18 protein-coding genes are annotated in these 24,673 nt (G+C 52.2%); 7 read left to right on the top strand and 11 right to left on the bottom strand.

The annotated features are described in order from the left end of the window. Positions 1-133 precede the first annotated feature (133 nt). The 5 genes from glyA to IEV89_RS00595 form a co-directional block, all read right to left on the bottom strand. On the bottom strand, positions 134-1,387 hold the full coding sequence (glyA, locus tag IEV89_RS00615; protein WP_188469387.1) for a serine hydroxymethyltransferase: 1,254 nt from the start codon (positions 1,385-1,387) through the stop codon (positions 134-136). A 419-nt stretch (positions 1,388-1,806) separates the two neighbouring features. Beyond that, positions 1,807-2,145, bottom strand: a complete 339-nt coding sequence (gene glnB, locus IEV89_RS00610; protein WP_169405210.1) for a nitrogen regulatory protein P-II — start codon at positions 2,143-2,145, stop codon at positions 1,807-1,809. A gap of 124 nt (positions 2,146-2,269) precedes the next feature. Next, positions 2,270-3,607 (bottom strand): two-component system response regulator GlrR, encoded by a 1,338-nt coding sequence (glrR, locus tag IEV89_RS00605; protein ID WP_188469385.1) that lies wholly within the window; start codon positions 3,605-3,607, stop codon positions 2,270-2,272. After that, entirely contained in the window at positions 3,604-4,362 is a 759-nt protein-coding gene (gene qseG / locus IEV89_RS00600) for a two-component system QseEF-associated lipoprotein QseG (protein WP_188469383.1), read from the bottom strand. The genes glrR and qseG overlap by 4 nt, the downstream gene beginning before the upstream one ends. A 25-nt stretch (positions 4,363-4,387) precedes the next feature. Further along, a complete protein-coding gene (locus tag IEV89_RS00595) occupies positions 4,388-5,830 on the bottom strand; it encodes a HAMP domain-containing sensor histidine kinase (protein ID WP_188469381.1) in 1,443 nt (480 codons plus the stop codon). Positions 5,831-5,932: 102 nt separating this feature from the next. Here IEV89_RS00595 and IEV89_RS21880 point away from each other — a divergent pair, with 102 nt between their 5' ends. Beyond that, positions 5,933-6,061: a hypothetical protein gene (locus tag IEV89_RS21880; protein WP_268235619.1), complete on the top strand. Its 129-nt coding sequence runs from the start codon at positions 5,933-5,935 to the stop codon at positions 6,059-6,061. A gap of 364 nt (positions 6,062-6,425) precedes the next feature. On the opposite strand, the gene mrdA2 is transcribed toward IEV89_RS21880, so the two are convergent. Together mrdA2 and IEV89_RS00585 are read right to left on the bottom strand one after the other, a co-directional pair. Continuing rightward, a complete protein-coding gene (mrdA2, locus tag IEV89_RS00590) occupies positions 6,426-8,375 on the bottom strand; it encodes a peptidoglycan DD-transpeptidase MrdA2 (protein ID WP_188469379.1) in 1,950 nt (649 codons plus the stop codon). A gap of 217 nt (positions 8,376-8,592) precedes the next feature. Next, complete coding sequence (locus IEV89_RS00585) at positions 8,593-8,991, bottom strand: hypothetical protein (protein WP_229746319.1); 399 nt, start codon at positions 8,989-8,991, stop codon at positions 8,593-8,595. Positions 8,992-9,304: 313 nt separating this feature from the next. On the opposite strand from IEV89_RS00585, the gene IEV89_RS00580 reads away from it, so the two are divergent. Next, a complete protein-coding gene (locus IEV89_RS00580) occupies positions 9,305-10,543 on the top strand; it encodes an L-lactate MFS transporter (protein WP_188469377.1) in 1,239 nt (412 codons plus the stop codon). 129 nt (positions 10,544-10,672) lie between these two features. Further along, the gene (locus tag IEV89_RS00575; protein WP_188469375.1) at positions 10,673-10,873 is read left to right on the top strand and encodes a hypothetical protein; all 201 of its coding nucleotides are present in this window, start codon (positions 10,673-10,675) and stop codon (positions 10,871-10,873) included. Positions 10,874-11,506: 633 nt separating this feature from the next. Here IEV89_RS00575 and cspE read toward each other — a convergent pair. Continuing rightward, a complete protein-coding gene (gene cspE / locus IEV89_RS00570) occupies positions 11,507-11,719 on the bottom strand; it encodes a transcription antiterminator/RNA stability regulator CspE (protein WP_034788110.1) in 213 nt (70 codons plus the stop codon). Between the two features lie 315 nt (positions 11,720-12,034). Then, complete coding sequence (locus IEV89_RS00565; protein ID WP_188469374.1) at positions 12,035-13,132, bottom strand: DUF1615 domain-containing protein; 1,098 nt, start codon at positions 13,130-13,132, stop codon at positions 12,035-12,037. Between the two features lie 116 nt (positions 13,133-13,248). On the opposite strand from IEV89_RS00565, the gene IEV89_RS00560 reads away from it, so the two are divergent. Both IEV89_RS00560 and IEV89_RS00555 read left to right on the top strand, forming a co-directional pair. Then, a complete protein-coding gene (locus IEV89_RS00560) occupies positions 13,249-13,974 on the top strand; it encodes a DUF3053 domain-containing protein (RefSeq protein WP_188469372.1) in 726 nt (241 codons plus the stop codon). 90 nt (positions 13,975-14,064) lie between these two features. Further along, a complete protein-coding gene (locus tag IEV89_RS00555) occupies positions 14,065-14,340 on the top strand; it encodes a hypothetical protein (RefSeq protein WP_188469370.1) in 276 nt (91 codons plus the stop codon). 260 nt (positions 14,341-14,600) lie between these two features. Here the strand turns inward: IEV89_RS00555 and IEV89_RS00550 are convergent, their stop codons facing one another. Beyond that, positions 14,601-14,771, bottom strand: coding sequence for a YdcA family protein (locus IEV89_RS00550; RefSeq protein ID WP_188469368.1), 171 nt, complete (start codon positions 14,769-14,771; stop codon positions 14,601-14,603). Positions 14,772-14,874: 103 nt separating this feature from the next. Next, on the bottom strand, positions 14,875-15,354 hold the full coding sequence (locus tag IEV89_RS00545) for a 2TM domain-containing protein (protein WP_188469366.1): 480 nt from the start codon (positions 15,352-15,354) through the stop codon (positions 14,875-14,877). 345 nt (positions 15,355-15,699) lie between these two features. Here IEV89_RS00545 and IEV89_RS21575 point away from each other — a divergent pair, with 345 nt between their 5' ends. Further along, positions 15,700-15,924 (top strand): hypothetical protein, encoded by a 225-nt coding sequence (locus IEV89_RS21575; protein WP_229746351.1) that lies wholly within the window; start codon positions 15,700-15,702, stop codon positions 15,922-15,924. 161 nt (positions 15,925-16,085) lie between these two features. Further along, the gene (locus IEV89_RS00540; RefSeq protein ID WP_373283333.1) at positions 16,086-24,665 is read left to right on the top strand and encodes a glycoside hydrolase family 94 protein; all 8,580 of its coding nucleotides are present in this window, start codon (positions 16,086-16,088) and stop codon (positions 24,663-24,665) included. Positions 24,666-24,673 lie beyond the last annotated feature (8 nt).

Genomic DNA, 24,673 nt, shown 5'->3' with positions numbered 1-24,673 from the left:
CAATTGCTAGCAATCAGCAGTGATGTTCCTTATGGAAGAATGCAAACCAGATCACAGTTATGTCCTTATTCCAAAAAAAAACCCGCCGCAGCGGGTTTTTTCATTCGAAAACAAAGCGTTTTAACTGAGTCGATTAGGCATAAACCGGGAAGCGCTCGCAGATATCGAGAACTTTCTGTTTAACGCGTTCGATTGTCGCTTCATCGTTAACGTTGTCGAGAACGTCGCAGATCCAGCCAGCCAGTTCACGGACTTCCGCTTCTTTGAAGCCACGGCGAGTCACAGCCGGAGTACCAATACGCACACCAGAGGTCACGAAAGCACTTTTCGGATCGTTTGGCACGCTGTTTTTGTTCACGGTAATATTGGCACGGCCAAGCGCAGCATCAGCTTCTTTACCGGTCAGGTTTTTATCCACCAGATCCATCAGGAACAGATGGTTATGCGTACCACCGGAAACAACCTTGTAGCCACGTTCCAACACTACGGCGACCATCGCCTGCGCATTTTTAGCCACTTGTTGCTGGTAAATTTTAAACTCAGGTTCCATCGCTTCTTTCAGCGCTACCGCTTTACCGGCAATCACATGCATGAGCGGGCCGCCCTGGCCCCCAGGGAATACGGCTGAGTTGAGTTTTTTGTAGAACTCTTCGCTACCGCCTTTAGCCAGAATCAAACCACCGCGCGGACCGGCCAGCGTTTTATGCGTGGTCGTGGTAACAATGTGGGCGTGTGGCACTGGGTTCGGGTAAACACCCGCAGCAATCAGGCCTGCAACATGCGCCATATCCACGAAGAAGTAAGCGCCAACGCTGTCAGCGATTTCGCGCATTTTTGCCCAATCAACGATACCGGAGAAAGCGGAGAAGCCACCGATGATCATTTTTGGCTTGTGAAGTTCAGCCTGATTTTTCACATCGTCGTAATCGATATCGCCGCTTTCGTTAATGCCGTAAGGCACCACGTTGTACAGTTTACCGGACAGGTTTACCGGTGAACCGTGGGTGAGGTGACCGCCATGGCCCAGGTTCATCCCCAGAATGGTGTCACCCGGTTGCAGCAGTGCGGTATAGACCGCGAAGTTAGCCTGTGAGCCGGAGTGCGGCTGAACGTTGGCAAAATCTGCGCCAAACAGCTCTTTTGCGCGATCAATAGCCAGTTGCTCTACGATATCAACATACTCACAGCCGCCGTAATAGCGTTTGCCCGGATAGCCTTCGGCATATTTGTTGGTCAGTTGAGAACCCTGTGCCTGCATAACACGCGGGCTGGTATAGTTTTCTGACGCAATCAGCTCGATATGTTCTTCCTGACGAACAACTTCTTTCTCCATTGCTGCCCACAGCTCAGCATCATAGTCGGCAATGTTCATTTCACGCTTTAACATCTGCATCTCCTGACTCAACAAACTAAAGATTAAATGCCCCTTCCGGGTTCTGCGCCACAGTGTAAATGTTTAGGACGCCTGCGGATAGGGTCAGTTAAAGGTTTTTAGGCAAACGATTGGCTCTAGTTGTGGCAAGGCTTTGATCTACTAAACACTCTGCATAATCAAGGGAGATATCTTCAACATGCCATGCATATTTTTCAGCTTTGTGACTGTACGCGCAGCGTTGATAAGTCCTGGGTCAGACCGTTCCTGGCGAGTGTCGGCCAAACTCGAAGGCTCGGCATGCTGAATGTATGGGCGGCGCAGTAACGGCTGGCGGGGAATAGCGGCTGTTTGCCTTCGCTAAGTCGCCATCACAAAAAAAGCTGACGCAATGTCAGCTTTTTCACTTTCAGCGAAGTTAACCGTGCTGAAAATCAGATGGCTTCTTCGTCCTGTTCGCCGGTACGGATACGCACTACGCGGGATACATCGAAAACAAAGATTTTACCGTCGCCAATTTTACCGGTCTGCGCGGTGGTCATGATCGTTTCAACACAGGTATCTACGATGTCGTCAGCCACGACGATTTCAATCTTCACTTTTGGCAGGAAATCCACCATGTACTCCGCACCGCGATACAGTTCAGTATGGCCTTTTTGACGCCCGAACCCTTTTACTTCAGTGACGGTCATCCCGGTGATCCCGACTTCGGCCAGCGCTTCGCGCACATCATCGAGTTTGAACGGCTTAATAATCGCATCAATTTTCTTCATGGCGGACCCTTATCATCATTCGTTTGCTCTCCGCCTTCCTGAGCGGCAGCATGATTCACATTTGCGCTGCCGTCGTGAACGTACAGGCAGGTGCTAAAGGTATCATAGTAGCAGAGCAGAGTGGCTACTCTTTAAAGTCGGTGGCTTCCAGCTCGTGACGGGAGAGCAACTTGTAGAATTCGGTTCGGTTACGCCCGGCGATCCGCGCCGCATTGGTGACGTTACCTTTGGTTATCTGCAATAACTTACGCAGGTAATTCAATTCGAACTGATGACGAGCTTCAACAAAGGTTGGCAACGCCGTGTTCTCGCCTTCCAGCGCCTGCTCCACTAACGCTTCACTAATCACCGGTGCCGACGTCAGTGCTACGCACTGCTCAATAACGTTGACCAGTTGGCGAACATTGCCGGGCCAGCTGGCAGCCATCAACCGCTTCATGGCATCGGTGGAAAAACTGCGCACAAAACTTTTGTGACGCTGGGCGGAAGCCCGCAGCAAATGAATAGCCAGCAGCGGAATATCTTCGGCGCGTTCAGCGAGCGTAGGTAACTTCAGGCTCACCACATTCAACCGATAAAACAGATCTTCGCGAAACTCCCCTTTTTCCATGGCTTTAGGTAGGTTGCGGTGAGTCGCAGAAATGATGCGGACATCGACGTCAATATCATGATTACTGCCGAGCGGACGCACTTTGCGCTCCTGTAATACTCGCAGTAGCTTAACCTGCAATGACAGTGGCATGTCACCGATTTCATCGAGAAACAGCGTGCCGCCGGTCGCAGCCTGGAACAACCCTTCACGGCTGCTTACGGCACCGGTGAAGGCACCTTTGGCATGACCGAACAGCTCAGACTCCAGCAGTTGCTCGGGCAACGCGCCGCAGTTGATCGCTGTAAAGGCTTTTTTAGCTCTCGGGCTGGCAGCGTGAATGGCCTGCGCCAGCACCTCTTTGCCCGTGCCACTCTGGCCGTTAATCAGTACGCTGACGTCAGACTGTGCCACCATATTGGCCTGCTCCAGTAAACGTTGCATCGTTGGATTACGCGTCACGATAGCCTCGCGCCAGCTTTCATCACTCGCAGGAGCAGAGAGTGCGAGTGCCGCATCAATGGCTTTGTACAGCGCGTCGCGGTCAACCGGTTTGGTCAGAAAGCTAAACACACCCTGCTGGGTAGCGGCCACCGCATCGGGGATCGAACCATGCGCGGTAAGAATGATCACCGGCATACCCGGCTGATGTTTCTGGATTTCGGCAAACAGCGCCATTCCGTCCATTTCATCCATGCGCAAATCGCTCAGTACCAGATCAATGCGCTCGCGGTTTAGCAAACGCAAGGCTTCAGCGCCACTCCCGGCGGTCGTGACACGAAAACCTTCACTGGTCAGGCGCATACCCAGCAATTTAAGCAAGCTGGGGTCGTCATCAACCAACAATAAGCTGTAGGCTTTGCGCAGGGTCATGGGGTCTTTTTCTCCCTGGTTGGCGGCTGGTAAGTTTCTTGCGGTTTAACCTGAGGAGCTAAGGTACTGTCGCTGTCCGGCAAATCACTCTGCATCTGTTTGCGCGAAGAGAGCTGACGTTCAATATCTGTCAGGTTTTTCAGCTTACGCTGCGTATCTGCCAGACTGGCCTGCAATTCGGCTTGCTGCTGCGCCATCAGCGCCACCTTACTCTCCTCAACCTGTTGCTGGCGGGCATTACGGCTTTTTTCATCACTCAGCGTGACTTGCAGCGTCTGTCGTTCGCGCCAGAGTTGTACCAAAGGACGGATAGCACCGGGCATCTGTGCACGGTACTGATTGACATGGGCGAGCAAAGCACGCCGCTGCTGCGGTTCGGGATCGGTGCCGGAGATCAAAATACTCTGCTTGAACACTGTATCCCAGCTGTTCGCCTTGATCTGCTGCGCCTGAAACCGAGCCTGCGTATCGCTCATCCGCTCGGCACAGTCCATGGCCCGTAACCAGTAAAGTGAGTTAGTCATGGCCTCGCTATCATCAAGAGCCCATAAAGTTTCACAAGGCGCGACGCGAAAATCGACCACTTTACTGGTCGGGATCATATCCTCAATCGTGCGGAAATGGGCTTCGCTGGCAGAATGGGGTGTACAACCCATGAGCAAGGCGGGCACGGCGACCAGCGCCAGTGCAGCGCGGCGCGAAGCAACATTCAGCCAATGCACAACGGGCACGAATAAAGGGCTTACTGTTGCCATCGGATGCTCCTGCATGAAGATGGGATCATTTTGGGGATTTCTCAGCAGTTAAGGGTAATTCAATACGAAAACAGACGTCAGCGTCCTCTACGACCACCAGTCTTAATTCACCGCGCATCCTGCGTATGCAATCTTTTGCAATACTCAACCCCAAACCGCTGCCTTTTACAGCACCTTTGCGTTGCTGGCTTCCCTGATAAAAAGGTTCGAATATCATCGTCTGTTCTGCCTCTGGAATGGGAGTGCCGCTGTTAGCGACATCAATAACCACCCGATTTTCCAGCTGCTGACTACGCACCCAAATGGTACCGGATTCAGCACCGTAGTGCACCGCATTGGAATAGAGATTATCCAGCACGCGCATCAGTAATGCCGGTTCTGCCCAGCAAGATTGTGCGCCAATGCTCACTTCACTGCGGATCTGTTTGGCCCGCGCGGGCAAACTGTTCGAGGCCACGACGCTTTGGATGATAGCAGTGAGATCGACCTGCTTTTTTTCTGTCGGGCCATCGGCCAGTTTGCGGTTGTAGTCGAGCAGTTGTTCGATCAGTGTCTGTAGATGACGACTGCTGTCATTTAGGATCGCCACCACTTCTTTTTGATCCGGCGTCAACGGCCCCGCCACCTCATCTTGCAATAATTCAGTGCCTTCCCGCATGCTGGCCAATGGCGTTTTCAGTTCATGCGAGATGTGACGTAAGAACTCATGCCGCTGTGACTCCAGCCAGGCCAGTCGCTCACTCAGCCAAACAATGCGCTGTGCCAGAGAGCGGATCTCGCGTGGCCCTTTAAATTTGACAGTATTCCCGAGCGGCCTGCCTTCCCCCAGTCGGTTAATCATCCTTTCCACCCCTTTCACCGGGCCGATGATCATACGTGTAAACAACAGTACCAGTGCACCGCTGAGCAAAAACAGTACCAGCGCCTGCCAGCCAAAGAATTGCCCGCGTTCGGCAATCGCCTGCTGCAATTGCTGACCGCGAGAAAAAATCACTTCACGGGTGGCTTGTACCATTTCAGCGTTGGAGCGGGCAAAATTTTCCAGTTCGCCCGCAGAAGCCGGAGTCGGATCGTTACTTGCGCATTTTAGTTCGGTTAATTGAGTGAGCAGTGCACGTAGAGTCTGGTAATAGCGCACGTCAGGCAGCACTGGCGCATGAGCATCCAGCATTTGTGAATAACGTTTGTGTTGTGTCTGATAGAGGCGGGACAAGGTGACATCGTCCAACACGCAGTACTGGCGATAACTACGCTCCATTTCCAGCGCCACACTAGACATCGCTTCACTGCGGCGGGCATCGGTCAGTGTCGTGCGGTTGATTTCGGCCGCTTGAGAACTGAGATGGTCCAGACTCTGGTAAGCCTGATAGGCCAGTACCAGCAAAGGCAGCATCACCAGCAAAAAGGCCATCAGCACTAACTGACGCAGGGATCCGGGAAATAGGCTTCCTCTTTTCAACGCATTCATCTCATTGGCTGGCGATCTGTAAATGCTAACTGAGTAACGCGGTGACAGCCAGAAAAGAGTCAGGCAAAAGATACATTGAAGAGGGTGAGGAAAAATAGGGAATTGAATTTTTGGACTTTGGTGTTGCCGAACGCCATGATAGCGTTCAGCAAACCGGAAGAGGTGGTGCCTCACTCAACGTGTCGTTCGATGCTTGATAACGAGCTTTCGCCGCGATTATCGGTATTGTGAACGATAGGCACCTTTCTTTGGCGTCATTCGGGCATTATGGGCGTTGATTGCGGATTAGCGCATGCTTTCATAATCAATTGAATGAGCAACTGAATGTATTAATGCAGAATATGTGCCAACCTTTAAAATAAACCCATAATACATTGTTTTTATTGGGTTAATAAAAACTCTGCGTTTTAATGCCTCATTAAAAATGAACAACACGACGTGAAAATTCAATAAAGTGTCGCCAAAAAACAACACACAACGACATGAAATTTAAAATCATTTAAAATCAATGAGTTAAATGTCTCCATCTTGAGACACTCCCTGTGGCCTTTTGTCGTCATTTTTAGACACCGCTCTCCAGCCTCAACAGGAACAATCAATGTTCACTGAAACCTAACCCAGCCGCAGTAGGAACGTCCTGCTCACAGTTGGCTGGATTATCCACCTTGGCAGGATCACATTTCGCCACAGCTTCAGGCGGCAGGAAAATATGGTCCAGGATCGCCCGGGCTGTCGGACCCGCCACCACACCATCACCACCGCCGTTCTCCAAAATCAGCGCCATCACTACCGTCGGATTTTTATAGGGTGCAAACGCGGTATAAAAGATGTGGTCACGCAGGCGGACCGGCGTCATCTTGGCATTGTAAGTCTCGTTCTCGCCTAAGCTAAAGACCTGCGATGTCCCTGATTTTGCGGCGATCTGATACGGTGCGGTATGAAATAACTTATAGCCGGTACCATTGGGGAAGTTCGCCATACCAAACATGCCGTTACGTACGAGCGCCCAGATAGGTGATTTCGGATCGGCAATTTGCACGGCGGGCGGCTGTATATACGGGGTGATGACTTTACCCTTTTTGCTCGAATAAAGGAGATGTGGGGTTTTCAACTTGCCGTTGTCCACCAGTGCACTTAACGCGCGCACCATCTGAAGCGGCGTCGCCACCCAATAACCCTGCCCGATGCCCACTGACACGGTATCTCCCTGATACCAGACTTTCTTGTGGACGCGCATTTTCCACTCACGGCTGGGTAATAAGCCGCTGTACTGCTCGTCCAGGTCAATACCCGTGGGCTGACCATAACCAAATTTAGTCAGCCATTCATGAATGCGATCAATACCCATCTCATAGGCCACCTGATAGAAAAAGGTATCGGCGGACTCCTCAATGGCTTTGGTCACATTAAGCAGACCATGGCCCGTTTTAAGCCAGTCGCGATAATGCCGGTCGGTTCCCGGCAGAGTCCAGGTGGGTGCGCCGAAGAAAGTGGTTTGCGGCGTGATCACCCCAGCAAACAGTGCCGACGTCGCCATAAAAGGTTTGACCGTAGATGCTGGCGGATAGAGGCCTTGCGTCACACGGTTGATCAGCGGCAGATCCGGATTTTTCAGCAAGGCACGGTACTGCTTGCTGGAGATACCGTTAACAAACGGATTGGGATCGTAACTCGGGCTGGATACCATCGCCCTAATACCGCCATCGCGCGGATCCATTACGACCACGGCTGCCCGCTGGCCTTTAAGCACTTTCTCAATGTACTGCTGTAAACCAAGATCCAGTGTCAGATAGATATTTTGGCCGGCCTGCGGTGGCACCTCTCGCAGCAGGCGGACAATATGGCCATGATTATCCACTTCGACTTCCTGGTATCCCGTGTGACCATGCAGGATATTTTCGTAGTACTTCTCTATGCCTAGCTTACCAATGTTATGATCGGCGGCGTAGTTCTCGGAAATGCCCTCTTTTTCAAGCCGTTTTTCATCTCTATCATTAATTTTAGAGACATAACCCACCACATGAGCCAGCTCCGCGCCGTAAGGGTATTGCCGTTGCTGATAGGTGCTGATCGACACGCCGGGAAATTTGAACTGATTGACGGAGAAACGTGCGACTTCGAGGTCACTGAGTGCCAGTTTCAGCGGAATCTCGGCGAACTTCCGCCCGTGGTACATCGCATCATGGAAAGCATCAATGTCATCTTTGGTCAGATCAATAATTGGCGTCAACGCCCGTAATGTGGCTTTCAGATCATCCACTTTGCCAGGGATCACCTCAATCTGATAGAGGGTGATATTACGCGCCAGGATCACGCCATTACGGTCCATGATCAGCCCTCGACTCGGCGCTATGGGCAGCATTTTTATATCGTTCTGATTGGAGCGAGTCTGGTAAAAATCATGCATTCCTACCTGTAAATGATACAGGTTGAACACCAGAATGGCTGAGAGCAGTATCACCACCACAAAGGCAATGACGGCCCGGCGGACGAAAAGAACGGACTCGGCGGTGTGGTCACGGATTTCGTCATTGAGTAGAGCCATAAGTGGGCAAGTACCTTTCTGGTCGGTTTCTTATGCGGTAGATAAAGCGCAGAGGCGAAAAGTGCGCAAGTCTAGCCCGTAAGCGCGAGAGCGACTACCAGAAGTGTGCTAATGAAGTGGCAGTAATGTTTCTATTTATGAATACTTCGATCATACCTGCACTGGACAATAAAAAACCCGGCACGGTGGCCAGGTTCAGTCTGCCCGGACTTAATACCTATTTTGTGCTGATTTGCACGCAGTCGCCATAGACGTAACCTTCACTCTCAGTGGCGACGACAAAGCTATTTTTAACGTGAATATACATCAGGTTATTTTCTGTCCCGGCTTTCATCGGCTGGTTATTTTGACCAATAATATCGGTCAACTCTGGGCTGGTGGCCATTTTGGCCCCATCTGGCGAGAAGGTGAAAGTGTTTCCTGCATCAAATACATGTGCATCTTTATTGATCACAGTTGCAGTTTCCGTTCCGTCTGCCGCCTGCACATTGTGTGTCAGCACGCATTTATATACCGTAACCGCAGAGGCTGAAAAAGAAGTCAGCGCCAGTAAAACCGCCACCAAAGCACCCAACCTGAACATAAGAATATTCCTAGCATGAAAGTTGCGCCACATCCTATCACTTGAGCCTTTTATAGAAAGGGGCTGGCGAAAAAATATTCACGTTGGGGTGATCACATCAACGCCATAAAACTAACATCGCAAAGCATGACCCAGATCAAACAAAACCTGCCACCTGACTGGCCTGCAAGGCCGTTTTAACTGAAATTACCGGCGTACTTTAGGCCAAAAAACGCCGTTCATACCGCCAATGATGCAATTCATTCCTGTCACGCGGCATCTCATGCCGCAAACGGATCACCTGACGAAGTTCGATTTATCATACAAACAGATTAATTGACTTCACTTCGCTCGGGAGAACCCACTAATGAGTGACACATCAGGCATGCAGAATTATAACCGCACCCGTTGGCTGACACTGTTCGGCACCATTATTACTCAGTTTGCCCTCGGCTCTGTTTATACATGGAGTTTGTTCAACGGCCAATTGTCGCAAAAGCTGGATGAGCCGATCAGTCGCGTTGCATTCTCTTTCGGTTTACTGAGTCTTGGTCTGGCGATTGCTTCTTCCGTGGCCGGTAAACTTCAGGAACGTTTCGGGGTGAAGAAAGTCACCATGGCAGCCGGTGTGATGATGGCCGTCGGTTTTGCCCTGACGGCTCATTCCAATAACCTGATCATGCTATATCTCAGCGCGGGTATATTGGTCGGTCTGGCCGATGGTGCCGGGTATCTGATGACCCTCTCCAACTGTGTGAAATGGTTCCCGGAACGCAAAGGAATGATCTCCGCTTGTGCCATCGGCGCTTATGGCCTTGGCAGTTTGGGGTTCAAATTCATTTGTGGGCATTTACTGGCGGTCAACTCGCTGGAAAACACCTTTATCATCTGGGGTGTGATGGCGATGGTAATGATCATTATCGGTGGTCTGATGATGACTGATGCGCCAAAACAGGCCGCAAAAACCGTCACCTTTGATGAGAATAACCTGAGCAACAGCCGCGATTTCACGCTGGCTGAAGCCGTTCGCATGCCGCAGTACTGGATGCTGGCGCTAATGTTCCTGACGGCCTGCATGAGCGGTCTGTATGTCATCGGCGTGGCGAAAGATATCGGTGAAGGTATGGTACATATGAGTGCCATCACGGCAGCCAATGCGGTGACGGTGATCGCGATTGCCAACCTGAGTGGACGCCTGATCCTTGGCGTGCTGTCAGACAAAATGGCGCGTATCCGGGTGATCTCAATGGCGCAAGTCATCTCCCTGGTGGGCATGAGCATCCTGCTGTTCTCCAGCATGAATGAGACGCTGTTCTTTATCTCCGTGGCCTGTATCGCTTTCAGCTTCGGCGGGACCATCACCGTTTATCCTTCACTGGTGAGCGACTTCTTTGGTTTGAATAATCTGACCAAAAACTACGGCCTGTTGTATCTCGGTTTCGGTATCGGCAGCGTTATGGGCTCGTTGATTGCCTCTCTGTTCGGCGGCTTCGTGGTGACCTTCACCTTCATCACTGTGTTACTGATTGTGTCATTAATTCTGTCTGCCACAATTCGCCTACCGAATAAATTAGAGCAAGGGCATAATGCGCCACAGCATGCATAGGGCAGTTGTTGTGAGAAGTTAAAATGATGAAAGGGAGCATAATTCGCTCCCTTTATTTATGGCTTAAAGCGTTATCACTGAGCGCTGTCCTCTGCATAATTTACTCATATTTTGATCGGACACGTACCAATGAACCGCACTATTGCCGTACTTTTCATTCTGACTTTCAGCACTCTGGCATTCAACAGCGTTGCCGCGCAGCCATCAACCGCGCGGGATATTGCGTCAGAACTGAGCCGCAGAGCACATGAAGGTGGGGAGCCACATAACACCACGATCAGCGCCAGTGCGCAGAATAAACTATCTGCTCCTGCCGATACGCTGAATTAATCAACAGCATCGATCGCGGACGAGAAATCATAAGCAGGAAGCCGTGATAAAAATATTAAAGACTGCTTTTACATCTTCTGCCTAAACCTTACCGAGCGATGACAAAAACATACAGAGCGTTTGGTAACGTAGAGACATCAAGAAGTTGTGTGATGTCCCTGTGTAGAAAGTCCCTTGTAGAACCCTGTTATTTTGCCCGCCTAGTGCGGGCTTTTTTTTAGCGTTAATTTGCCGAAGTCAGGCGAAAAAGGGCTGAAGGACAAAAACGAAAAAAGCCGCGCCTGGGCGCAGCTTTTATTGATAAGTACCGGTAACTTTCCCGGTCGTCATATTGTGGCGCAAGCGTTCATCGAACACTCCAACATTGCGCAGTCTGAGCATGACCATTTCACAACAGAAAAATAGGCTCGCTATAAACTCTTATTTATCCGGTAAGAAAACAGATTAAGAGTAAACCGACTTTTCTGTTGGTAAACAGATAAAGCAAAAATACAGTTCCAGAGAGCAATAAACCCCGGTTTTCACCGAGGTTTATTTGTATCGTAATCATCGCTGTCTTAATTATTTGCCTGTCTGCTCCGGGTTATCCCCATCATCGCTATTGCAGGTTAAAAACAATATGACAGACCAATGTTACAGTACGACTACGTTGCCGGCTGATGGGCCTTTCATACCATTTTCAATGGTAAATTCAACGTTTTGGCCTTCGTCCAGAGTTTTGAAATCATTGCTCTGGATTGCAGAGAAGTGTACGAACACATCTTTGCTGCCGTCTGCAGGGCTAATGAAACCAAAACCTTTACCAGCGTCAAACCATTTTACTAAACCAGTCATTTTATTAGACATAAGAAATACCTTCTTCGATTTTATTTTTTAGATGCCATAGGGCAGTGAGGGTCTGTTTTTATTATGAGTTACTTATGGGGGCACTAGAGAAGAAAATTCGTCGGAGAAGAGATTTGTTATATCACTTGGACCAGGAACTGCTTTACTAAAATGTCTTTCATAAATAGGTCTTAACGACAAACCGTTGAAGCTATTTACTCATAGATAACTATTTGACGCAAGCTTTATTTCAGAACACTTTGAATAGGGCGATCTTTATTCTCTAGAATTATAAACCGCCAGACGTCTATTCAAATCGCCCATGCACCCTGTGCGTCACCCCGCGTTCGCCACACACTTCCGCCGCCGTTCATCAACACGCTTAGCGAACCAGGCCGTCGTCAGCTTGCGGGTGATTTTCGGGCTTTCCAATTGGATGCCCGGCAATATTTCCCGTGGCTGACGCTTCGCGGTGGCTTTATCTGCCAGCGCAAAAACCTGTTTATATAAAGACGACTGCTCAAAATCTGGCTGATCGCCTTTTTCCAGCGCACGCCGGATCGCAGAATGGCTCATGCCCAGACGTTTACCTAAGACCCGCACCGCCAATTCGGTCGAACCAGGTCTATCTGTACCGAAGTTGATCAGGTCACCGTCCAGCGCTAACGGAATACCCGAAGTCAGGCTGACCGCACGCTGAAACGCCGCATTTCGGCTGGCATACCAACCGGCATTGAAATCGGCAAAACGGTATAGCGTCTGGCTGTAGCTGGCCGGATAGCCCAGTAAATGCAGAATGCCAAAATACATTCCACCGCGACGGCTAAACACTTCATGTCGAATAGTCCCCGCCACCGGATACGGATAATTTTGGGTATGGGCTTCGGCAAAAGCCATACTCACCTGCATCGGGCCACCGGTATGCACTGGATTGAGATTGCCAAACAGCTTCTGCCCCATCGGCACCATACTGATGAAATCATCAAAAATGGCGCTCAGCTCTTTCTCACTGCGCACCTTATCCAGGCGCTCACTGTATGATTTACCGTTGGGCGATTTCAGCATCAGCGCAGTGTGTACCAGGAAATTCGGCACATGAACCGCATCAGCACGCCGGTCAATCTCCTTCCACGCAATTTTCCCAAGGCCAGGCACGGGCGCATCAACGCTAAAATTAGACTCCTGCGCTGTCACCGCCAGCACCGCACAGATATTCTCTGTGGTGGGGGCAATATTCTGCGCGGCAAACGCCGCTGTAATATCCTTAGCCCAGCCCTGCCGGTCAGATACGTTGGCTGGCATCAGGTGGACAATTTGGGTTTTTACGTCAGCCGGATGCTTCACCGCGGGTTCACTCGGCTTTTTACTGCTGCATCCTGCCAGCACCAACAGTGCAGCAAGGGATAGTACGTACTTACTTTTATAACGAATCATACGTCCACGTTTTATCATTCTGTTTTATATAAAGTTACCCATACCTACCGATTGAGATAAGCGAGGTATAGTCTATATTTGTAGCCTGGGATGTCTCAAACAAGGAACAGAAGTTAATGTACACCAGCAATAATCATACCCGTTTTATACGCTATTTAATGCTGTCACTGATGCTGGCAATGTTGATTCTATCGGTCAGCGGCTGCGGTGATAAAGAACCGGCACAGCGCAAAGCGTTTATCGATTTCCTGCAGACACGTATTCTCGCTAAGCAGACGGTTTCGGTGCCACCGCTCACCGAAAAAGAACGCGAGCAGTTTGGCCCTTACAGCGATGACTACACCCTTATCACCGATTTCCACCAGCAGATGAACAGCGAAATGAATGCCTCACTCGGGCCGGTTTTCAGCAGTCTGAACGAGACCGTCACGGTGAGTAAATTGCTGGAAAAACGTGACGATCTGCAAAAAATGGTCGAAAGCAGTACCCATTGGCGTGAAAAGTTAGTGATATTGCGCAAGCAGGCCGACACGCGCCACACGGCATTGAAACAACCGGATGATCTAAAAAAGGTGTATGACCAGGCCTACACCAAAGTCATCGTGCAGCCAAGTGAAGTGGCCGAACAGGCATTCACGCTGCTGCCGAAAGTACTGACGCTGGTCGTCGCCAAATCAGATTTCATCAAAGCTCAGGGCAAAAAAGTCACTATCTCAGGCAACACTCTACAGTTTGATAAGCAAGCCACTCTCGATAAATACAACGCGATTCAGCAACAGTTACTGCCGCTGAACGCCGAGTTAATCAAGCTGAGTAGACAGATGCAAAGCATGGTGCGCTGACCCCTCATAGTGACTCAACCGCCGCAAGGCGGTTTTTTTTGTGCCAGATATTTTGTTAAGGTGTGCGCCATTACTTTTAAGGAGATAACCATGAGCGATGATATTCAGGCTAAACGTATTGATCAGCTGGAACGCGTGAACCGCGAACTGCTGGTACAGATTTCGGCCATGCGTATTCTGTTCGGCACCGTCGGCAATGTAATTAATGCACAGCACGACAATGCTTTCACAACTGCCGTGAATGAGACCATCAACGCAGGCAAAGCCGATGTCGACAGCACACCGGACCTTGACGACGCATCAAAGAAATTCCGCGAAGACGTCTTCAAATGCGCGCAATCACTACTGCCTGGCACCAAAGCCTGACAGCACGCGCACAAAACAACGTCAGGCGCAGTAAAAAATTGGCCTGACGTTGCTATACCTGACGATGCTAGTCCCTACAACTTCCGCTAATACTGTCACGACCATGTGTGCACACATCCGTCGATGTGGGTATTAGTCCCCACAAATGGCTGTCTGCAACACACCCAGATAACATTGCTATCACTGCGAGCATTAGGATGATTTTGCCACTCTGAAATTTTGGGCTTTTAAGCATAATTCCTACTATTACGGCTCTGTGGTCAATAGGTCTGACAATTTTTCTTCGACTGGCTCATGGAGCCATCACGACAAAGGAATTTCTCACCATAGCAGTGCGAAATACCGCCTTTACGGCCAGAACATGGCGTATTCGCAGCGGTGGCTGTCAATGTAAACAAAAGGAAGGAGAGTGCAATAAGGCATTGGTTCATTTTCATTCCCTGGTAATAATGTTGAACAGAAACTTTCCTGCTCAACATCTTAGCGATCACACGCACTCACTGATGTGACTCCATACTCATATCACCGCTGTTTTTACTTGCGCAATATTTTCTGTAACCTCGCCTGCTCCAAACGGATCAGCCAGTCACGCATAACAAATATCCGCAGCCCCCGAAAAATAAGTAACCCACCCCATATCCCCAATGGCCAGAAGAACCAGTGATTGCCTGGCGTGGTGACCTGGTTAATAACGAATAAAATAACATTGACGATCATGAAAGTGACCAATCCGCGATAAAAATTGCTTTCACTTCGTACCTGCCGTCTCGCTGCCTGGATCTGTTCATCCAGCGCCCGACCCGGCGTGCTATTTTCGCTCATCTCGGCTGGCGCGATTAGTTCAGCGACTTTAATGTCGAAGGCTGCAGCGATAGCACCCAAGGTTTCCAGGCTGGCCTGTTCGCCGTTTTCGATACGCTGGATAGTACGAACACTGAGTGACGAAAGTTCAGCCAGTTGCTCCTGTGACCACGCACGGGAAATTCTCAATTGTTTAATACGGTTTAGGTTCATGGATATCACCTTTAGCTGTTTGTTGAACACCTAAGTAGCATGTATTCAACGGCAAACATTCAACACGACAGCAACCTGACATCAACGCGACACGGTGCCGACAGGCATGAACAGTGTAGAGTTTACAGCCCCGACGACAATGACGGTTTGTCGATTATTCACTATCTGAGGGGATCAAACCTGCTTTACCCACGGGTTTGTCGAAGGAAAGAGGCGAAAAACCTGCCCGTGCGCAACGTTCGCTGGGTTAAATGCACCCCGGAAGCGGTTCAGGCTTGAATCCTGAGGCTATGCGGGTCAAAATATGTCCTGTCCCTCTGCGGAGTTCATATTATTATCAAAACTATCAGTACTGACAAACCACGCCGCCCACATGGGCGATGGACCTACTTCATCATGCATGAAGACATTCTCTGGCCATGCCCTGTTCACTGGGAATGGGAAGACAGCTACGGCGGCTGGATACCCTATTATTTATCACCAACGCTTGAGTTTGTTGCAGGCGATCCCCTTCTCGCGTCGAAAGTATCGAGAGACAAGCCAGCGCCAGACAATAATCCTGAAATATAACCCCGCTCCTTAGGGTATTCACTGCTACACTTAAACTAACCGGTTGTCACCTACACCGTCCATCCGTGAAGCTTCCCAGCTCGTTCTTCACTCACTCAGCGTACGTACACATTCAGCCATACCGATAACTGTCCTTTTGCGTACGCATAAGGAATGTTCGTGTGAAAAACCCTTTCAATGTCTGGTTAAAGGATCGAAGAGATCTCCCCGTATCGACGGGCGCAATGCCCCGCACTACTCGGGAGAATCAGGAAAACATTCCTATTGCAGCAGAACTTTTCTCTGCTGACCAGATGGAACGTTATGGTCAAAAGTTGGCGCAATCCCACAAGCTGTCCAGTAAAAAAGCGCCCTACTATCTATTAAAACGGCTGGCCGCAAATGAAACACTGCTGACCCGTAATTGCCATATTCTCAGCAGTGGCGAGAAAAATAGCATCGCGCCCGCCGGTGAGTGGTTGCTCGACAATTTTTATCTGATTGAAGAACAGATCCGTCTGGTGCGTCAGCTGCTGCCGAAAAATTTTGGCAAAGGCCTGCCGGCACTCGCCGCGCCACATTCTTGCCCGCGCATTTATGACATTGCCACTGAAGCCATCGCCCACAGCGATGGCCACTGGGATCCCGCGACCCTAACGCGCTTTATCGCCGCCTATCAAAAAGTCACACCACTAAAACTCGGTGAACTGTGGGCGCTACCCGGTATGCTGCGCCTGGCACTGATCGAAAATCTGCGCCGTGTAAGTATTGACGTCGCAAAAGCCCAGCAGGAACGTAATCTGGCTGACCGTTGGGTGGCCAAAATGCAGGATGCCGCCGAGAACGATCCAGCCCGTCTTATCATCGTTATCGCCGATATGGCGCGCGCCAACCCGCCGCGCACCAGTGCTTTTGTCGCTGAACTGGTACGCCGTCTACAGGGTCACGGCTCGATGCTGGCACTGCCATTGACCTGGATTGAACAGCGACTGGCGGAAGCGGGCCTGACCACGGCCGAACTTATTGCGCGTTTTAACCAGCATCTGGCGGTCAGTCAACTCTCGGTTAGCAACAGCATCACCGGTCTGCGCCAGCTCAACGAAATGAACTGGGCGGACTTCGCTGAAAGCATGAGTCTGGTCGAACATATCCTGCATCAGGATCCGTCTGGTGTTTATCCGACCATGCATTTTGACACCCGCGATAACTACCGCCACGTGATCGAAATGCTGGCGCGACATTCCCCGTATGACGAACCCGGCGTTGCGCGTCAGGTCATTCAGTTGACCAAAAATGCAGAACAGGGCAGCCGGATGCAGCATGTCGGTTATTTTCTGGTGGATAAAGGCCGCGAAGCGCTGGAAAAACACCTTAAGGTCCGCTTCTCATCCCTCAGCAGTTTTCGCTCTCAGCTCAATAAAACCACGCTGCTCTCCTGGCTCGGCAGCCTGAGCCTGCTCATTACCGCCATGACTGCCGACTTGCTTTTCCGCACCCATACGCATGGCATGAACTGGGTATTGTGGCTGCTGGCAATACCGGTGGTGATCGCGTGCAGCCAGTTCATCATGAACCTGTTGAGCGAGGTCACCACCCGCGCTCGTACACCACATCCGTTGCCGCGACTGGATTTCTCCGAAGAGATCCCCGAAGCATTCAGCACGTTGGTGGCCATCCCCAGCCTACTCGGTAGCCGTAGCGGCATTGATACCCTGCTCAACAGCCTTGAAGTCTGTTACCTGGGCAATATTCACGCGCATCTCTATTTTGCGTTGGTCACCGATTTCTACGACAGAAGTACCCAGTCTCACCCCGCCGACGATCTGTTGTTAGAGTATGCCAGCGCGCAAATTAACCAACTCAACCGGAAATATCCAGACAGTGGTGGGCATCGATTTACCCTGCTGCACCGCGAAAACCAGTTCAACACGGCGCAGGGTGTCTGGATGGGGTATGAGCGCAAACGCGGCAAACTCGGTGCGCTGAACCGCTGGCTGCGCGGTGAAGCACAGCAGTTCAGCACCGTAGTCGGGGCAACCCAAAGCCAGCTCGGCATCATCAAATATGTCATCACGCTCGACAGCGATACTGTGCTGCCGCGTGCCACTGCGCATCAATTGATCGCCGCGATGGCTCATCCGCTCAACCATCCCGTCTATGATCCCAAACGGTTACGGGTGGTGGAGGGTTACGCTATTTTGCAACCGCGTCTGGCCGAAGAGATCCCGCGCTATGGTCAGAGCCGTTATGCGGCAATGAGCAGCAGTATTCCTGGCAATGATCCTTACTCGTCAATGTCTTCCGATATTTATCAGGACCTGTTTGGCGAAGGTTCTTTTGTCGGCAAAGGCATTTACGACGTGGATATGTTCAAACAAGCCACCGCCAATGCCTGTCCGGAAAATCTGGTGCTCAGCCACGACCTGCTGGAAGGCTGTCATGCCCGTTCAGGCATGCTGAGTGATGTGGTGCTATATGAGCAATATCCAGCCAATTATTTGGTCGATGTGTCGCGCCGTTCGCGCTGGATCCGGGGCGACTGGCAGTTGCTCAACTGGCTGGGCCTGCGCGTGCGTCAGGCTGAAGGCCGCCGCTGCACCAACCCGCTTACCACACTATCTCGCTGGAAACTGCTGGATAACCTGCGTCGCAGTCTGGTCGCGCCAAGCTTGCTGGTGATGATTTTCGCCACCTTGTCACTGGTGCCAAACTCGGGTTACTGGCTGGCGTTTACCGCCACACTGCTCCTGTTCCCTATCGCCATTGCGCTGGTGCTGGATCTGCTCAATAAGGGACCACGTCGTCCGCTTCTCCAGCATATTCGTAGTGTCATTTCCGGCACCTTGAGCCGCCTTTCACACATTGTTCTGTATCTGGCTACCTTGCCGCATGAGAGTCTCTATACCCTCAAAGCGATTGTAGTCACACTGTGGCGGCTGGTTGTCAGCCATAAACATTTGCAGGAGTGGGACAGCTTTGACGCCAGCAAAGCACGCTTTTCGCTGGCACCGGAGAACTTCTACCGCGCAATGTGGATAAACCCGCTGGCGGGCGTGGGGCTGATTTTGCTGACCATGCACTTCAACCCGATGCTGATGATTATTGCTGCGCCTCTCGGTGCGTTGTGGTTCCTGGCGCCGCGTCTGCTGAGCTGGCTGAGCAAAACACCGACACAACCGAAGGCCAGCATTAACCTCCGGCAGCGCCGCTTCCTGCGCCAGACCGGCCGCGAGACCTGGTCATTTTTTGCCACCTTCGTCAACCAGCAAGAGAACTGGCTACCACCGGATAACTATCAGGAAGTACCGGAACCGGTGATTGCCCACCGCACCTCGCCAACCAACATCGGCCTGTCGCTGCTGGCTAACATGACCGCGCTGGATTTCGGTTACATCACGCAGGGTGAACTGCTGCTGCGAACCACCAGGACGTTGGATACCCTCGACAAACTCGAGCATTTCCGTGGACATCTTTATAACTGGTATGACACTCGCACGCTAGCACCGCTCAACCCACGCTATATTTCCAGTGTCGACAGTGGCAATCTGGCGGGCCATCTGCTCACTCTCAGTACCGGGTTTTCCGGAATGTGCAACCAGCCCGCCATGAGTATCACGGACGTGCTCGCCGGCCTGGAAGATACCTTGAATTTGGTAGAAAGTGGCGCAGGCACAGCCAAACGCGAAACGCTCAAGCCATTGCGTCAGCACTGGATGAATGCAGGCGCCTTGCCTGTGCATCAAGTGTTTGGCGAATTAAATGTCATGCTGACGCTCACCTCGACCCTGTTGCATGACACCACCGATGACCCTCGCTGGCTGAGTGCGCTGCAACACCAATTGAGTGAGTTCTGCGAAGAGTGGGCGTTGCTGTTTGGCTGGATGCAGAAAGAACCGGCCACAAAAGTGCTGCCATCGCTGGTATGGCTATCGCGGCTGGAAGCCGAGATGCCGGGCTTGAACCGGGCAAAAACTGCCCTGACGGTGAAACTGGCGTGCAAGCGCTTGGTCTTGATAAGCGAACTGGAACAGCGGTTGGCTGAACATGCCAGGATGGACTTCAAATTCCTCTATAACAGTACCACCAGCCTGCTGAGCGTCGGTTTTAACTGTGACATCGGCAAGCTCGACAGCGGCAGTTATGACCTGCTGCCCTCAGAGATCCGCCTGACCAACTACTTCACCATCGCCACCAACCAGTTGCCGCAAAAAAGCTGGTTTGCGCTGGGACGTCTCTTCACGGTGATCAACAAGCAACCCTCGCTGATGTCGTGGAGCGGTTCAATGTTTGAGTACCTGATGCCACAACTGGTGATGCCGGGCTATCCCGACACGCTGCTGGTGCAGATGTGTAAAGCAGCGGTTAACCGGCAGATTGAGTGGGGTAACGAGCACGACTTGCCGTGGGGGATTTCTGAATCCGCCTACGCGTCCTTCGACCCGAACCATAACTATCAATATCACGCGTTCGGCGTACCGGGCCTCGGCCTCAGACGCGGTCTGGGTGAAGACATGGTGATCGCGCCTTACGCGACGATGATGGCGCTCGTGGTTGAACCGCAAAAGGCCTGCGATAACCTGATTGAACTTGAAAAAATGGGCGCACGCGGTATGTATGGCTTCTATGAAGCCCTGGACCACTCGCCGTCGCGGCTTAATCGTGGCCAAACCTACGTGATTGTCCGCTCCTACATGGCGCACCATCAGGGCATGAGCCTCCTTGCGCTTTCCCATCTGCTGCTCGATGCGCCGATGGTGGATCGCTTCGCTGCCAATCCCTGGTTCCAGTCCGCACGTCTGCTGTTGCAGGAACGGGTGCCAGACGCCGTTGAATTCTACAGCCCACGCCGTCAGTTTGACGCGATAGAGGTGGGACTCAAAGCCACCAACGTGGAGATCCGCCAGTTCCACAACGTGGACAGCCCGATTCCAGAAGTTCAACTTCTCTCCAACCCCCACTACCATCTGATGCTGACACAGGCTGGCGGCGGCTATAGCACCTGGCGAAATCTGGCACTGACTCGCTGGCGGGAAGATGTGACCCGCGATAACCGCGGCACCTTCTGTTATATCAGCGACCCGCAGTCAGGCGAGATGTGGAGCAATACCTGGCAGCCGGTAGGTAAAAAAGCCAAACAGTATCAGGCAGTATTTACCGATGCCGGTGTGGAGTTTAAACGTACCGAAGGCGCACTGACTATTCACACCAAAATCGTGGTATCGCCAGAAGATGACGTTGAACTGCGACGCATGACCCTAACTCACCGCGGCCGCCAGCCGCGCACCATTGAAATCACCACCTATGCCGAAGTGGTGCTGGCACCCGCGGCCAATGATCTGACGCATCCGGCCTTCAGCAACCTGTTTATTCAGACTGAACTGGTGCCCGACCGAGAAGGGATCCTCTGTCACCGTCGTCCTCGTGAAGAGAACGAAGCCTGCCCGTGGCTGTTCCATATGATGGCTATCCACGGTCCGACCGATCGTGAGACGTCATTTGAGACTGACCGCGCGGCCTTTATTGGCCGAGGCCAGACCACCGCCGCCCCCCAGGCGCTGCGCACCCACGGACCGCTCGGCAACAGTGCCGGACCAGTGCTTGATCCTATCATTGCGATCCGCCAGCGCGTGGTGCTCAAACCCGGTATTCCGTTGATCATCGACATGGTATACGGCATTACAGAAGAGCGTGATCTCAGCCTGGCGTTGATGGAAAAGTACCGCGACCACAATATCGCCGACCGCGTATTCGAAATGGCCTGGTCACACAGTCAGGTATTACTGCGCCAGATTAATGCCAATGAGGATGATGCCAATCTATTTAATCGACTGGCCAGTGCCGTACTGTTCCCGAGTGCAGAAATGCGCGCCGACGCACACACGCTAACGCTCAACCGACGTGGACAGTCCGGTCTGTGGGGCTATGCGCTCTCAGGTGACCTGCCTATCGTGCTGCTGTCAGTGACCAACAATGAAAATATGCTGATGGTCACCTGCCTTATTCAAGCGCATACCTACTGGCGGCTGAAAGGGCTGAGTGTCGATTTAGTGATCCTCAGTAACGATCAGGGCGGTTATCAGCAGGAGTTGCACAACGAGATCATGAGCCGCGTGGCCGCAGGGGCAGAATCGAGCCTGATCGACAAACCGGGCGGGATTTTTGTGCGTAAAGCTGAACATATGGCTTTAGAAGATCGTACCTTGCTGATGAGCGTAGCGAGTATTTTGATTGACGACCGTCGCGGCAGCCTGATTGACCAGGTAAACCAGAAAATGCAAGCCCCACTTAACACACCGCCAGCACTGGTCGTGCTGCCTGGCCTGCCGAATAAGCACTATATGCCGCGTAAGTTCGACACTTCATCGCTGGCCTTCTTTAACGGTTTCGGCGGTTTCTCACCGGATGGTCGCGAATATCAGATCCTGCTGGGCGAAGGAAAAAATACGCCGGCACCTTGGTCTAACGTCATCGCCAACGCGAATTTTGGGACGGTAGTGTCTGAAAGTGGACAGGCTTACACCTGGTTTGAGAATGCGCATGAATACCGGCTGACGCCGTGGGAGAACGATCCCGTCAGCGACAGTTCTGGCGAAGCCTTCTATCTACGAGATGAAGAGAGCGGAGAAGTGTGGTCGCCGACACCGTTGCCGGTACGTGGCACCGGCGAATACCTCACGCGTCACGGTTTTGGTTATAGCATCTTCGAGCACCGCCAGAGCGGTATCGACAGTGAACTGACGGTACTGGTGGCCGAACATGCACCGGTCAAACTGTTCATCCTCACACTGAGTAATCACTCCGGGCGACCGCGCAGGTTATCGGCCACCGGATATGTCGAGTGGATCATGGCGGATCTGCGCGCTAAATCTGCTATGCATATCATTACCCGTTCCGGCCCTACAGACCGGGGTTGCAGCGTGCTCGCAACCAACCTTTATGGCGGAAATGGTGCTGAGCGCACCGGTTTCTTTGCCGTTACCGGCGTACACTGTTCAGTGAGCGGCGACCGCCGCGAGTTTCTGGGCCGCAACGGATCGGCGGCCTCGCCAGCCAGTATGTTGCAGCAACGGCTGTCAGGTAAAACCGGCGCGGCCCTCGATCCGTGCGGCGCGGTGCAATCTGCCACCACGCTGATTGACGGCGACCAACGCACTTTCGTCTTCGCCTTAGGTTTAGGGCAGAGCGCACAAGAGGCAGAACAGCTTATCGGCCAGTTCCTCAATGAAGGCACGGCCCGCAGCGAACTGGATAATATTCACCAGCACTGGCATCAGGTGTTGGATAGAATTCAGATCACTACCCCGGAACCGGCGGTCAATTTGCTGGCTAACGGCTGGCTGATTTACCAGACGCTGGCCTGCCGTATCATGGCGCGCAGCGGCTATTACCAATCTGGTGGCGCATTTGGATTCCGCGACCAGTTGCAGGACACCCTCTCATTGACCCACGCGGCACCGGAGCGGATGCGCGAGCAGATCCTGCTGTGTGCATCACGTCAATTTGTCGAAGGCGATGTCCAGCACTGGTGGCATCCGCCATCCGGTAATGGTGTGCGTACCCGCTGTTCAGATGACTACCTGTGGCTGCCGCTGGCGATGTGCCACTACATCGACGTGACCGGCGACACCGGCATCGCGCAACAGCCAGTCGGCTATATCGAAGCACGCCTGCTGGCACCGGAAGAGGAGTCATTCTACGAGCAGCCAACCCTCAGTCAACTGAGCGAATCGCTGTTTGAGCATGGCGTGCGTGCCATCAAACATGGCCTGAACTTTGGCAAAAACGGCCTGCCGCTGATGGGCGCCGGGGACTGGAATGACGGCATGAATAATGTCGGCATCAAGGGCCAGGGCGAAAGCGTGTGGCTCGGTTTCTTCCTTTACAATGTCCTGCAACGCTTCGCGGCGCTGGCCGAACGGCTGGATCATCCCGACGTCGCCACCCTGTGCCGCCAACAGGCTGCCACGCTTAAACAGAACCTGCACGATAACGCCTGGGACGGTGAATGGTATCTGCGTGGCTATTTTGACAACGGAGAAACTCTCGGATCGCACCTTAACAATGAGTGTCAGATTGACGCCATCGCACAGAGTTGGTCGGTCATTTCCGGCGCAGGCGACCCGCAACGCAGCCAGCAGGCCATGAAAGAACTGGATGCGCGGCTGGTCGACGATGAAACAGGAGTGATTAAACTACTGACCCCCCCATTCAATGGTGACGGACCGAACCCCGGCTACATTCGGGGTTACCTGCCTGGCGTGCGCGAGAACGGCGGCCAGTACACTCACGGTGCTATTTGGGCGGTCATGGCCTTCGCCGAAATGGGTAACATTGAGCGGGCGTGGCAGCTAATGCGGCTGATTAACCCAATCAATCACAGCCTCACGACTGACGCTGTTGAACGCTATAAAGTCGAGCCATACGTCATCACGGCTGATATTTACACCGTCGACCCACATAACGGACGCGGTGGCTGGAGCTGGTACACCGGTTCCGCCGGCTGGACCTACCGGTTGATCACTGAGTCACTGCTGGGTATTCAGCGTCATGGCGAGTTTATCTCCATCAATACCCGCCTGCCTGCTGACTGGCCGCAGGTTACCCTCACCTATCAACAAGGCAATAGCCAGTACCAGATCACCGTCCAACGCGGCGAAGGAACCTATCAGGTAATGATGGATGAACAACCGCTGGCGGACGGAATGATCCCGCTGACCGACGACGGTGAAAATCATGTGGTGAAAGTGTGGCTGGCGGAGTGATGCACATT

The organism is Hafnia psychrotolerans (genome assembly GCF_014639435.1).
In the GTDB taxonomy this organism is placed as follows: Bacteria; Pseudomonadota; Gammaproteobacteria; order Enterobacterales; family Enterobacteriaceae; genus Ewingella; species Ewingella psychrotolerans.
This window is presented reverse-complemented; position numbering and strand designations above follow the sequence as displayed.

Coding starts and splice junctions, on each gene's coding strand:
- glyA (WP_188469387.1), bottom strand. CDS start 1,387: ATGTTAAAGCGTGAAATGAACATTGCCGACTATGATGCTGAGCTGTGG.
- glnB (WP_169405210.1), bottom strand. CDS start 2,145: ATGAAGAAAATTGATGCGATTATTAAGCCGTTCAAACTCGATGATGTG.
- glrR (WP_188469385.1), bottom strand. CDS start 3,607: ATGACCCTGCGCAAAGCCTACAGCTTATTGTTGGTTGATGACGACCCC.
- qseG (WP_188469383.1), bottom strand. CDS start 4,362: ATGGCAACAGTAAGCCCTTTATTCGTGCCCGTTGTGCATTGGCTGAAT.
- IEV89_RS00595 (WP_188469381.1), bottom strand. CDS start 5,830: ATGAATGCGTTGAAAAGAGGAAGCCTATTTCCCGGATCCCTGCGTCAG.
- mrdA2 (WP_188469379.1), bottom strand. CDS start 8,375: ATGGCTCTACTCAATGACGAAATCCGTGACCACACCGCCGAGTCCGTT.
- IEV89_RS00585 (WP_229746319.1), bottom strand. CDS start 8,991: ATGTGGCGCAACTTTCATGCTAGGAATATTCTTATGTTCAGGTTGGGT.
- IEV89_RS00580 (WP_188469377.1), top strand. CDS start 9,305: ATGAGTGACACATCAGGCATGCAGAATTATAACCGCACCCGTTGGCTG.
- IEV89_RS00575 (WP_188469375.1), top strand. CDS start 10,673: ATGAACCGCACTATTGCCGTACTTTTCATTCTGACTTTCAGCACTCTG.
- cspE (WP_034788110.1), bottom strand. CDS start 11,719: ATGTCTAATAAAATGACTGGTTTAGTAAAATGGTTTGACGCTGGTAAA.
- IEV89_RS00565 (WP_188469374.1), bottom strand. CDS start 13,132: ATGATTCGTTATAAAAGTAAGTACGTACTATCCCTTGCTGCACTGTTG.
- IEV89_RS00560 (WP_188469372.1), top strand. CDS start 13,249: ATGTACACCAGCAATAATCATACCCGTTTTATACGCTATTTAATGCTG.
- IEV89_RS00555 (WP_188469370.1), top strand. CDS start 14,065: ATGAGCGATGATATTCAGGCTAAACGTATTGATCAGCTGGAACGCGTG.
- IEV89_RS00550 (WP_188469368.1), bottom strand. CDS start 14,771: ATGAACCAATGCCTTATTGCACTCTCCTTCCTTTTGTTTACATTGACA.
- IEV89_RS00545 (WP_188469366.1), bottom strand. CDS start 15,354: ATGAACCTAAACCGTATTAAACAATTGAGAATTTCCCGTGCGTGGTCA.